This window comes from Rufibacter psychrotolerans (genome assembly GCF_016924645.1).
Lineage (GTDB): Bacteria > Bacteroidota > Bacteroidia > Cytophagales > Hymenobacteraceae > Nibribacter > Nibribacter psychrotolerans.
On sequence record NZ_JAFFJV010000001.1, the window covers coordinates 21,105 to 33,542 of the forward strand.

Here is a 12,438-nt window from a genome sequence, read left to right on the forward strand (position 1 = left end):
TTACAGAATTATCGAATATGGTAGAAGTATGTTTATTAAAAGTTTTTGTTTCTGGCTACTCCGGCTTGAACTAGAAAATAATTATTCGAATTGATTATTTTCAATAAGTTTTTAACTAATTACATTCTAAAATCATTTAATAATTCAATAAATATAAATTACTTGCGTTTGTATTTTTGTTTTATACGTGATGTATCATTATAAATCATTTCAGGTGTACTAAAGGCTTGTTTGTTAACCCTTTCTTATTTTTTGTTTATCTTTAATATGTGATTTCATGATTATAAGAGCTGACAAATAAAATGGCAACAGAGGAATTTTATATCTAACGAGTGTTCCGAAGTTACCACTGCTTGTTCCTACGCCAATTGCAAGTATTATACAAAATACAAAAGAAAACAGAAGTATTGGTTTGGAGAATATTAACTTCAAAGTTTTAAGTACCCCTATTGTTATAAAAAGATAAACCGTATATAATAGGAAGAATGTTGCTTCAAAAGCTGACAGTAACATAATTGGGCTTCTTACCTCCCAAAGATAAGGTCTGAATAATGTAACTACTACAGCTTGTGGGGCCACTTCAATGATACTGTTAAGCGTACCGTCAAGTTTGCCTATATTATATGCAGATCCTGTTTGTACCCCACCGCTCAACCACTCCTGATTGATTTTTGTTCTTTCACCAATATTGTCAATATCAAACCTCTCATCTCCTTCAGTTAAATTTGTCATACCTAAAGTGGCAACAATGAGGCCTAAGCTTATAAAAAAAGGTGCTAAAATCAATCTCAGAGATTTGTTTTTTACTTTCTTAATTTGTTCTAAAAATATCCAGTTCATTGCTGGCGGTAAAAAAGCTAATAATATATAGATTTTTATAGTGGCTATAGTATATATGCTTACAGTTGCAATGATTACAGATTTAATTATTTGTTTTTTTTCTATTAATCCCATATGGAAAGCCCAAAATAGCCAGCCTAGTGCACCAAGGCATATGGTGTCTTTCATCATGCCTCCACCCCAAAATATAACTGAGGGTATCAATAAACATGAGATTAAAAGTTTTTTTTTCTGTTCCGGATATAGAAATGTAAATGTTTGATACATCTTCCATGAACCTGAGAAGCTAATTAATGCAAAAAAAATTGTTATAACAGAATAAGTCTTAAAAGAAAAAATTCCAATCAAACCAGATAGTATACATATAGAAAATTCTGTAGGGTTTGGATGCCAGATTATGTCATATATATATCGTAAAACCTCTGGACTATATTTGTCTCCGAATTCTATAAGCATTTGTAAGCCTATCAATGGGTCTTGTAAAAATAAATCAGTTATTCTAGTGCCATAGAGCCAATAAGCTGAAGTATCTCCACCTTGGTATACAAATTCATAAATGATACCTAAAGATAAGCCGCCGAATATTCGAGAATATGCACCAATTAAAAAGTATTTTCTTTCTAATCTTCCTTTTGTTTTTGATTTAGAATAATGATTGATGATAAAACTTACAATTAATAGGTATATCGGAGTCAGAAATATATCTTGTGAATGCAAGAATATTGTAGCCATCAAATTTTTCATTTGTTTAAAAGCATTTGCCTCCAATCTGTATTTATGAAAACAAATGCTTGTGAAATGCTGTAGGCTGCTGGGATCAATAACAGAGTGTCTGCTTGTAGTAAATTCCTCATTTCTAGAAACCTTATTACAAATGAGAGAAATAGATACATGAAAATACAATAGCCTGCTATAGGTATAATTCCTTTGTATTTCCAACTTAGGACAACTCCTGTAAATCCTAATATAATTAGTATTGTTCTGTAACCGAAAAGCAATGACATAATCTTTTGGGTGTTACTCTGTATTACAGAACCTGAAAATAACTCATTCTTAAATATCGCTTTATGTAGATTTTTTAATGGTACATTAGTGAAGTAGAACCACGTTTTATTTTTGATCAACGACATTGTTAGCTCATTGAAGCCTCTAGCAATCTCCTCATTGCAATTATATTTAGAGTTCACTGGTAAATTGTAATCCGATCGCCAATACTGAAATGATGTACCACAACTTCTTGATAATGCGGTTAGTTTATTTGCTTTTTCCCTTTCTATATCATTGACAAATGCTTGGTTAGGATACTTTATTTGTGAATCAGATGATGCTAGTTGTGCCAACCATTTACTTTCATCTGGGTCCCAAGTGTTTACCCATGTCCTAAATGCCAAAAAATCTTCATTGTACCTTTCAAAGCCACCCATAGTTCTTGCTAGGACTAGCCTATTGTGATTTATAAAGTTTCTTATTGGCCAAGCACTATAAACAGTTATAAATGACAAAATTACTAATGTTGAACATTGTGTTTTGGTTTTAATACTTATTTTATCAGAAACAAAAAATGTAATAACTGCTATTGGGAATAATATGCCGGCAAACTCTCTAATAAAGAAGGCTATTGCGCATAAACAACCTATATACACAAAGTGCTTCTTAGATTTATCTTTTTTTGTTATTAAATATATTATAATTAAAATTGAAAAGTTTGTTAATAGCTCTGAATAAGAGACGGTAATCCATCCTATTATAAATGGATATGTTGCATAAAGAATTGACGCGATTATTGCAGTATTGTTATGGTTGTATATATTGATTGTAATTTGATATATTATATAAATTGCTATTGTGTCTAATATCAACTGGGATATGGCAACTGCTTGGTAGACATAATTGCCAAAAATTAGGTAATGTATTCCCCAAAAGAACGAGAAACCTGGTACCCTTCCAAATGCTGCATCTGGGTTTGTTATATCAAAAGTATATGTGCCGTTTTCTAAAAGGTTTATAAAACTTTCTGTCCACCCTGCAGTATCCCCCATTATATATTTCTTCTCACCCAAATATATGTCAGCTCCCCATATAAAATATACTATCCTTAATAAACACCCAACTATTATGATTATAGTTAATCTGTCGTTTTTAACCTTATAATGAGATAAATTCATCTTTTATTAAATTTATAATGTGATCTACTTCGTTCTTTGATAATTCAAAGTATAAAGGTAGCCTAACTAAGCAATTTGCATAGTAGTCGCTATATGGTAAACTCCTTCCATCGTGCTTATTTTTATAAAGTGGACTATCATGTAAAGAAAGATAGTGAAACACAGGGTGGATATTATTAGCTTTTAGTGTTTCAATCAGTGCTGTTCTTTGTTTGATATTTTGACATACCAAATAAAACATATGAGCATTATTAGTTGCATAGCAAGGTATATTAGGTAGCTTTATTCTTTCACCATTTTGGGCGTTGATTAGATTGTGGTAATAGTTCAACCATATCTCCTTGCGTTTTGATTGAATTTTATCTAGGTTTTCTAGTTGTGCCCAAAGGAAAGCTGCAATTATATCAGATGGTAGGAAAGATGAGCCGATATCTACCCAACCATACTTGTCGACTTCCCCTCTGAAGAAGGAGGAACGGTTAGTTCCCTTTTCTCTTATAATTTCTGCCCTTTCTATAAACCTTTCATCATTAATGGCGAGCATTCCTCCCTCCCCAGAAATGATGTTCTTCGTCTCGTGGAAACTGAAGGCTGCCAGGTGCCCAATACTTCCTAGAGGCCTCTTGATGCCGTCTGCCCCAGTGTAGTAGCTGTCAATAGCCTGGGCAGCATCTTCTACAACGAATAAATTGTATTTACTTGCAAGTGACATGATCTTATCCATATCACAAGCAATACCAGCATAATGTACAGGTACTATTGCCTTTGTTTTAGGAGTAATTAATTCCTCAATTTTATCAGCATCTATGTTCGGATTGAGTTCATTACTGTCAGCAAAAATTATTTTTGCTCCTCTTAAAACGAACGCATTGGCCGTTGAAACAAAAGTGTAAGATGGCATAATCACCTCATCTCCCGGTTCTATATTGATAAGAATAGCTGCCATCTCCAATGCATCTGTACAGGAGGTGGTTAACAACACTTTTTTAAAGCCATACCGCTGCTCAAAGAATTCATGGCATTTTCTTGTAAATAAGCCGTCGCCAGATATCTTACCAGACGCTACTGCCTCTTTAATGTATTCAGTTTCCTTACCTGTCATGTAAGGCTTGTTGAAAGGTATTGTCATCTGCTTATCTTATCCAAATGTGGTAAATGTATTCTATGGACTCTGTTATAAACCCGCACCTACCATAGAAGCTGCAGGCAGGCTTGTTGTCTAATTGTGTTACAACCTGAAGTTTAGTTTCACCCCACTCCATTGCGCGCTTTTTGGCAACATTAATAAGGGTTTTTCCAAGGTTTTTGCCTCTACTGTTCGTGTCTACAGCCAATAGCCCAATGTCGGCTGCATTGTTTTTCTTCCCTAAAGTGATGAACCCATTTATTTTATTTGAGTTATCGATGCTAACCCACACTTCCTGAGCGGCTTCTCCTGTAATTGACTTTTTTATCCACTCTGTATATAGTCTTTGGTACTCGTTGTTTCTAAAGTTAGGGTCAACCAAGTATCTGGAATGCTTTCCACTTTGAAGAGCTAAGTCGGCCAATTTTGCATCTAGCCCGCTTTGGTTGTAAAGTTTAATGCCGATGCTTGATTCTAATCGCTCAAGTGGGTTTAGATACTGGGAGAAAACAACTTTCTTGTCAGCAAGTAGAATTGTGGTTTCATCACTTAATCTTTCTACTAAGCCTGCTATGTTTTCGATCTCTTGCTTTGTTCTTATGTAAACAAGCCTATAGTTTTCCTTCTGGAAGCTCTCGATGGCTGCCTCCAACTCAACATCGGTTATTGACTCTTTTGCTAACTGGCCTGTCTTGTAGCCGAAAAAGGTTGTATCCCACTCAAGATGTCCTAACATATTCTGGTGTAAGCGTATGTTCAGATACTATATATATCGGCCTGCCTTTGACGCCTTCAAACGTCTTACCTATGTATAGCCCGATGATGCCTAAGATGCTGATTGTTAAGCCAGACAAAAACCAAATTGATGCTACCATGCTAGTATACCCTATTACAGATATTTCACCAAGTAGATACCGCACCATAGTAACCAAAGCAAATAGTAAGGAGAAAAATGAAATGATCAATCCCGCCTTTACCGTTAGCCTGATCGGCTTATCTGAGTAAGCCAAAATGATGTCCAAAGCAAGGTTCAAAAGCTTGCCGAAGTTATAACTCGTACTTCCTTCTGCCCTTTCGGCGTGTTCTACGTTGATCGTCGTTCTTTTGAATCCGACCCAGCGGACCATGGTGGGGAAATAGCGTATGCTCTCACGCATGCCGCTTATTGCTGAAACCACCTTTTGATGATAGATTCCAAAGTTAGCAATACTGCTATCCTGTTTTGTTCCTGTCAGATAGGTTAATACTCTGTAAAACAACTTAGAGAAAAGCTGCTTGAAGAACTTGTCTTTTCTTTCGTGCCGACTTGCTAATACCACGTCGTACCCCTCCTTTGCCTTCCTATATAGATTGAGGATCTCCTCAGGCTGGTCTTGGAGGTCGCAATCCATTACAACTACCCACTCACCCTGTGCTTGGTCTAGACCCGCTGTTATAGCGTAATGTTGTCCAAAATTGCGGCTTAGTTTAATTCCTTTTACGCGTTCATCTCTTGACGCTGCCTCTTTTATCCTACCCCACGAATCATCAGGTCCGCAGTCCTCTACCAGAATTATTTCAAAGTTGTCGGTGATCGGTTCAAGGGACTTGCTTATTCTTTCTACTAAAAGATCAATGACGTTTTCTGCCCTATAGACGGGGCTAACAATTGAAATGTAGGGCTTTGGATACATTCTTAGATTTAGAATTTAACTGTTACAACAATCCCTGCTACGATTAAAAGCAAACCTAGGGCTTTACCCATCGTGAAAGCCTCGCCTAAGAAGATTGTGCTTAAAAATAGTACCAGAATGAAGCTTAAGCTCATGAACGGGTAAGCAAAGGAAATCTCAAATTTTGTCATGGCCGCCATCCAAAAAATTGAGGCTATGAATGCTGAGGCAAAACCGGAGAGGATGAAGGGGTCAAGAAAGAACTTCGCTATAAACAAAAACTTCTCGGAGGTAAGCTCAGGCAGAGCTCCCAGTTTGCTGATTCTCCACTTTAGGACTAGCTGCCCATAGACCGTAAACAAAATTGTACAAAAAATGTAAAGATAACCCATTTGTTGGATTGATTTCTTGATGTAGTCGCAAAATTAGAGAAACCTTTAATTGCTTCTACTAGCCATATTATAATTTTTTTGATTATCTCACTTTCCTATTCTTCCTCAAGTACGCTTTCGCCTCCTTCTCCGCATCAGACTTTGAGTCAGCCAATTTGATGACGGTTTCGTAGTGCTGCTTTGCCTGCGGCACGTTCTTCTCTTTATCGCTCATCCTGGCGAGGTTCACAAAGGAGGAGATGTAGTACCCAGATTCTACTTCGCCTATCTGCTCGGCAAAGGTAATGCATTGCTGGTAGTATTGCCTTGCTTTGGCATAATCCCGGTTACGGTACTGGTTGATGTATCCCAAATAGAAGCTGGCGTACCGACCGCTGATGGCTTCGTAGCCAAAGATGCCGTGCTGAATTTTGTCCAGTATCTGCGTGGAGAGCTGTTCTGCCACGCCAAAGTTTCCTTCAGTGAACGCCATGCGGGCGTAGAAGCGCTGGAAGTAGGGATTGTCTGGGTAGGTGCTGGCCAGGTACTGGGCCAGTGACATGGCTGCGGCACTGCTCCTTGGGTCATTGGCGTAAATTTTCATCAACCAGTATTTAGCCTCTGTGCCGGTGTAGAACCCATTGAACGCCACCTGTTGTAATTGTTTCAAGCCTAAGTTTTTGTTTCCCTTAGGGAAGAAGTAAAGGACCGGGCGCAGCAAAGGGTAGTTTTCGTGAATCCAGACTGAATAGTAATTGAAAAGCGCCTCGCCAAAGAGAAACTCATCACTAAGTCCATTGGCTTTTTTACTCTTCTGCAGGTAATCAAGGGCCCGATTGCTCATAATAGCCGCTTTGCGCCAGTTTTTGCGCTCAGCGTGCAGGCGCGCGCCAAACCCATTGGCGGCCGAGAGAAAGAATGCGGCCTCAAGGTTCTTGTTATCGTTGTCATATAAATCCTCGGCCAGGGTAATGGTGGTGTCCATGTAGGCCAGGAAGTAGTTGTCGTAACGGGTGTCGGTGATGTTGGAGGGTACCATTTTCCACCATTGGCTTAAGCCAATGAGGAAGTAGGGCATAGGGTGTTTGGGGTAACGGCGGCGCAAAGACCTGAACTGCTTCTCGGCGGTTTCGAACTTGAAATTGTACATGTTGTCTACCGCGCCGCCCAGTTCATTCATGATGCTCTCGTTCAACAGTAGCCACCCTTTAATGTCAAGGGCCTGGGGCAACACGTCAATAGAATCCAGGATGATGCTCGCCTGAAGGGAGTCCAACAGTTTTTGGTCAATCTGCTTGCTGGAATCAGGAACCTGGGCCTTGGCCTGAAGCACACAGAAAAGCAGCAGAAACAGGAAGAAGGTCTTTTTCATTCAATTTTTAGAAAGCTGGCTAAAAACGCTTTATACGCTAATGCTTAGATGTACTTTAGAGCGCACGATTGACGCAAATAGCCGCTCGCACAACAAGCACAATCTTCAGTAGGTTTCAAGTACGGGTAATTACTGAGACTGATTTTGCTTTCATTTTCCAAAATTAGTCCAAAAACGCGCAAATTGCTCTGAAAGAATTCCCTTACTTTTGAAAAAAACGCACAACTATGGAATTATTGCGCCAGCTCTGCCAAATACACGCTCCATCTGGGAATGAGGTGAAAATGAAAGAGTTCTTGCTGAAGTATGTGGAGGAAAACCAGCAAACCTGGAAAGTGAAACCTCAGATCATCCACGGCAAAGGGTTTCAGGACTGTCTGCTGTTGGTGTTTGGGCAACCCAGAACGGTGATTTTCGCGCACATGGATTCCATCGGGTTCATGGTGCGCTACGGAAAGCAACTAATCAGGATAGGCGGTCCGGATGCGGAGACTGGCTATACTTTGGTGGGCGAGGACAGCCAGGGCAAGATTGAATGCACCCTGCAGGTGGACGAGGACGAGCGGAGCCTGAGTTATGACTTTGAGCGGGAGATTGAGCGCGGCACCGAGCTGGTGTTTAAGTGCGACTTCCGGGAGACGGAGGAGACCATCCAGAGCTGTTACCTGGATAACCGGTTAGGAGTCTGGAACGCGCTGCAGGTGGCGGAGACGCTGGAAAACGGGATCATTGCCTTCGGGTGCTGGGAGGAGACCGGCGGCGGTTCGGTGGCGTACCTGGCCAAATACATCTATGAAACGTATGGCGTTACCCAGGCGCTCATTTCTGACATTACGTGGGTGACCGAAGGCGTGCATGCCGGGGAGGGCGTCGCTATTTCCCTGCGGGATTCCCTTATTCCCAGAAGAAGCTTCGTGCAGAAGATCATCCAATTGGCCAGAGAGGCAAATATTCCGCATCAGATAGAGGTGGAGAGCGCCGGCGGCTCAGACGGGAAGGAACTACACTACGGGAATATTCCGTGGGACTGGTGCTTTATTGGGGCTCCTGAAGATAATGTGCATTCCCCCGATGAGCTGGTGTACAAGAAAGACATTTACGCCATGGTGGAGCTGTATAAATATCTGATGCAGAAACTCTAAGAAAGGCTGCATAGAGTATACCGTATATTTGTTTTTTAGGCGAATAAGATTAGCTTGCATGGAGCTTCTTATCCATACATCCAGTCTAACAAACAAAACTTCACTCTATGCAGTCAATCCTCTACGCTATTCCTGCTTTCGGGGTGGTGGCCCTGTTGTACACGGCCATCAAATCCGCCTGGGTTGCCAAACAAGATGCTGGCGATCAAAAGATGAGTACCATCTCTAAGTACATCGCCGAGGGGGCCATGGCCTTCCTGAAGGCAGAGTATAGGGTGCTCACTTATTTTGCGATCATCGCATCGCTTTTTCTGTTTTACTTGGGGTATGTAGGGGAGAAGTCCTCGCCCATCATTGTGGCCGCTTTCCTGATTGGAGCGGTTTTCTCGGCCTTGGCAGGTTTCATAGGCATGCGCATTGCCACCAAAGCCAACGTCCGGACGGCCCAGGCGGCCAGAACCAGCCTGTCTAAAGCTTTGAATGTATCCTTCGGTGGGGGAGCCGTCATGGGGATGGGCGTGGCCGGTCTGGCCGTTTTGGGGCTTGGATCACTCTTTATTGCCTTTTATTACTGGTTTGTAGAGCGTGCCGGGGCAGGTGCTTCCAGTGAGCAGATGGAAATAGCCCTGGAGGTGCTCACCGGTTTCTCCCTAGGGGCCGAGAGTATTGCCTTGTTTGCCCGGGTAGGAGGTGGAATCTATACCAAAGCCGCTGACGTAGGAGCTGACCTGGTGGGAAAAGTAGAAGCCGGTATTCCAGAAGACGACCCGCGCAACCCTGCCACTATTGCCGACAACGTGGGCGATAACGTGGGCGATGTTGCCGGCATGGGGGCTGACCTTTTCGGGTCTTACGTGGCCACCATTCTGGCTACCATGGTGTTGGGCCGCGAAATCTCCGTCACTGATAATTTTGGCGGTTTGTCGCCCATTATTCTGCCCATGCTCATTGCCGGACTGGGAATTATCTTCTCCATGATTGGGACGTTGTTTGTGCGCGTGCGCGAAGGCGGCAGTGTGCAGGCTGCTTTGAACATGGGCAACTGGTCCTCGGTGGTTCTAACGGCTATTGCTTCCTATTTCGTCATTGAATGGTTAATGCCAGATACCCTTACCTTGCGCGGTTATGAATTCACGTCCATGGGTATTTTCTGGGCCGTGATCATCGGGTTGGTGGTGGGCACCCTCATCTCCATCATCACGGAGTACTACACAGCCATGGGTAGAAAACCGGTGAACTCTATTGTGCAGCAGTCTTCTACCGGGGCGGCCACCAACATCATTGCGGGCTTGAGTGTGGGCATGATGAGTACCGCCATGCCCATTATTGTGCTGGCTGCCGGTATCGTGTTTTCCTACGCTGTAGCCGGGCTTTACGGGGTGGCGATTGCCGCCGCCGGGATGATGGCTACCACCGCCATGCAGCTGGCCATTGATGCCTTCGGGCCCATAGCCGATAACGCCGGCGGGATTGCCGAGATGAGCGAATTACCCAAAGAAGTCCGGGAGCGCACCGATATTTTGGATGCCGTAGGCAACACCACCGCCGCTACTGGTAAAGGATTTGCCATCGCCTCAGCGGCCTTAACTTCGCTGGCCCTTTTTGCGGCCTTTGTGGGAATCTCCGGCATCAGCACCATTGACTTGTACAAGGCGCCGGTATTGGCGGGTTTGTTTATTGGCGGCATGATTCCGTTCGTGTTCTCGGCCTTAGCCATCAGTGCGGTGGGTAGGGCGGCTATGGCCATGGTGCAGGAAGTGCGCCGGCAGTTCAGAGAGATTCCGGGCATTATGGAAGGAACCGGTAAACCCGAGTACGATAAATGTGTGGCTATCTCTACCCAGGCGGCTATCCGGGAGATGATGCTGCCTGGCGCTATCGCGTTGATTGTGCCGTTGATTGTTGGCTTTGGGTTGCGCGGCGTTTTTGACGAAGTTTCCAGTGCCGAGATTCTGGGTGGTTTATTGGCTGGTGTAACGGTAGCGGGCGTTTTGATGGCTATCTTTCAGTCTAACGCCGGCGGTGCCTGGGACAACGCCAAGAAATCCTTTGAGAAAGGCGTGCTCATTAACGGAGTCATGGAGTACAAAGGCTCTGATCCGCATAAAGCCTCGGTGACCGGTGACACCGTGGGCGATCCGTTCAAGGATACTTCTGGGCCGTCTATGAACATCCTCATTAAATTGATGTCCATTGTTTCCCTGGTGATTGCGCCGCACATTGCCGTGCGCGAAACCCCTGCCGAGGCTCCTGAGAACCGCATTGATGTAGAGAGTACTAACCAGCGGGTACAGAACATAAACCAAGCGGCCACCACCCTCTATTCACCGCAATCTAATAACCACAATCGCTGATAAAGCGATGGTTCAGGTACTTCCGTTTATAGCCTCTTTCCGCAGAAAGGGGCTATTTTCTTTTCTTTAAGGCAGTTTTTGCGCAAATTTGATGCTTCCTATACCCTAGACTAATGCAAAAGCCACCGGTAACCATCCAGGACAAGCAATTCAGTATCTACATTCCAGAGCGCAAAATCCTTCACAGCGTGGAGATTGTAGCGGCCCGTTTAAGCCATGATTACAAAGGGAAACAGCCGCTTTTTCTATCGGTGTTGAATGGCTCTTTTATGTTTGCCTCTGATCTAATGAAAGAGATGAGCATTGAGTGCGAGATTGCGTTCATGCGCCTTTCCTCGTACGCAGACATGGAAAGCACCGGGCAGGTGAAGGAAATCATGGGCCTGAAGGAAGACATCAGAGGCCGTCATGTGGTAGTGGTGGAGGACATTGTGGACACCGGGCATACCATTGCGGGGTTGATTCCTCAGTTGCAGGAGAAAGGAGCGGCCTCTATTGAAGTGGCTACGTTGCTGATCAAGCCCGAAAGCCTGCAGCACGAACTGAACATCAAGTATCCGGCCATGTCCATTGCCAATGACTTTGTGGTTGGCTACGGCTTGGATTACAACGGCCTGGGCCGGAATCTGCGCGACATCTACAAGGTCATGTAGCCAAGGGCGTTTCTGGGCTGTTTCCCGGAAAGTAGCCCTGAAACGGAATCTGATCTGAAGCCAGCGTCTTGAAAGGCTGTCATTTCCAAGATTTTATTCTTACTTTTGTTTTTCTCACAATTTCAAAACTCATGCTGAACATCGTACTCTTCGGTCCTCCAGGTGCAGGAAAAGGCACGCAGAGCCAGAAACTAATTGAAAAATACGGCCTGATTCACCTTTCTACCGGTGATTTGCTCCGCTCTGAGATTGCGCAGGGCACAGAGCTTGGCTTGAAAGCGAAAGGCCTGATGGATGCCGGGCTTCTGGTGCCAGACGAAGTAGTGATTGGCATGATTGAGTCTAAGCTGAACGATAACCGTACCGCCGCCGGATTCATCTTTGACGGTTTCCCGCGTACCGTTCCGCAGGCCGAGGCTCTGGATCAATTGCTGGAGAGATACGGCCAAAGCATCAGCTGCATGGTGGCACTGGAAGTGTCAGAAGAAGAGTTGGTGAAGCGCCTGTTGCTTCGTGGCCAAACCTCGGGCCGCCCAGACGATGCGGATGAGACGTTGATCCAGAAGCGCGTGCAGGAGTACAACAACAAAACCGCTCCGGTGGCCAACTATTACGCAGAGCAGAACAAGTTCTTCGCCATTGACGGCATTGGCGAGATTGACGAAATCTTTGCCAAAACCTGCGAGATTATTGATGCTTGCCAGATAGCACTGAACAATAAATAACAAGCGGTTGTTGTAGAGAGGCAGGAAGGTTTTTCCTG

11 protein-coding genes are annotated in these 12,438 nt (G+C 43.7%); 4 read left to right on the forward strand and 7 right to left on the reverse strand.

Annotated elements, in window-relative coordinates; translation table 11 throughout:
• Window positions 1-234: 234 nt before the first annotated feature.
• From JT718_RS00090 to JT718_RS00120, 7 genes are all read right to left on the reverse strand, one after another.
• On the reverse strand, window positions 235-1,584 hold the full coding sequence (locus JT718_RS00090; protein ID WP_205499634.1) for a hypothetical protein: 1,350 nt from the start codon (window positions 1,582-1,584) through the stop codon (window positions 235-237).
• Window positions 1,581-3,005, reverse strand: coding sequence for a glycosyltransferase family 39 protein (locus JT718_RS00095; RefSeq protein WP_205499635.1), 1,425 nt, complete (start codon window positions 3,003-3,005; stop codon window positions 1,581-1,583). The genes JT718_RS00090 and JT718_RS00095 overlap by 4 nt, the downstream gene beginning before the upstream one ends.
• Window positions 2,986-4,107 (reverse strand): dTDP-4-amino-4,6-dideoxygalactose transaminase, encoded by a 1,122-nt coding sequence (rffA, locus tag JT718_RS00100; protein ID WP_240336845.1) that lies wholly within the window; start codon window positions 4,105-4,107, stop codon window positions 2,986-2,988. The genes JT718_RS00095 and rffA overlap by 20 nt, the downstream gene beginning before the upstream one ends.
• 31 nt (window positions 4,108-4,138) lie before the next feature.
• Window positions 4,139-4,867 (reverse strand): GNAT family N-acetyltransferase, encoded by a 729-nt coding sequence (locus JT718_RS00105; protein WP_205499637.1) that lies wholly within the window; start codon window positions 4,865-4,867, stop codon window positions 4,139-4,141.
• The gene (locus JT718_RS00110) at window positions 4,851-5,804 is read right to left on the reverse strand and encodes a glycosyltransferase family 2 protein (RefSeq protein WP_205499638.1); all 954 of its coding nucleotides are present in this window, start codon (window positions 5,802-5,804) and stop codon (window positions 4,851-4,853) included. The genes JT718_RS00105 and JT718_RS00110 overlap by 17 nt, the downstream gene beginning before the upstream one ends.
• An 8-nt stretch (window positions 5,805-5,812) precedes the next feature.
• Window positions 5,813-6,175, reverse strand: coding sequence for an EamA family transporter (locus tag JT718_RS00115; protein WP_262897304.1), 363 nt, complete (start codon window positions 6,173-6,175; stop codon window positions 5,813-5,815).
• A gap of 82 nt (window positions 6,176-6,257) precedes the next feature.
• A complete protein-coding gene (locus JT718_RS00120) occupies window positions 6,258-7,526 on the reverse strand; it encodes a tetratricopeptide repeat protein (protein ID WP_205499640.1) in 1,269 nt (422 codons plus the stop codon).
• A 227-nt stretch (window positions 7,527-7,753) separates the two neighbouring features.
• Here JT718_RS00120 and JT718_RS00125 point away from each other — a divergent pair, with 227 nt between their 5' ends.
• From JT718_RS00125 to JT718_RS00140, 4 genes are all read left to right on the forward strand, one after another.
• Window positions 7,754-8,668, forward strand: a complete 915-nt coding sequence (locus JT718_RS00125) for a M20/M25/M40 family metallo-hydrolase (protein ID WP_205499641.1) — start codon at window positions 7,754-7,756, stop codon at window positions 8,666-8,668.
• A gap of 107 nt (window positions 8,669-8,775) precedes the next feature.
• Window positions 8,776-11,022, forward strand: a complete 2,247-nt coding sequence (locus JT718_RS00130) for a sodium-translocating pyrophosphatase (RefSeq protein ID WP_205499642.1) — start codon at window positions 8,776-8,778, stop codon at window positions 11,020-11,022.
• 113 nt (window positions 11,023-11,135) lie between these two features.
• Window positions 11,136-11,675, forward strand: coding sequence for a hypoxanthine phosphoribosyltransferase (gene hpt, locus JT718_RS00135; protein WP_205499643.1), 540 nt, complete (start codon window positions 11,136-11,138; stop codon window positions 11,673-11,675).
• 131 nt (window positions 11,676-11,806) lie between these two features.
• Window positions 11,807-12,400 carry an adenylate kinase gene (locus JT718_RS00140; RefSeq protein WP_205499644.1) on the forward strand — a complete coding sequence of 198 codons (594 nt, stop codon included), beginning with the start codon at window positions 11,807-11,809 and terminating at the stop codon, window positions 12,398-12,400.
• Window positions 12,401-12,438: the final 38 nt, after the last annotated feature.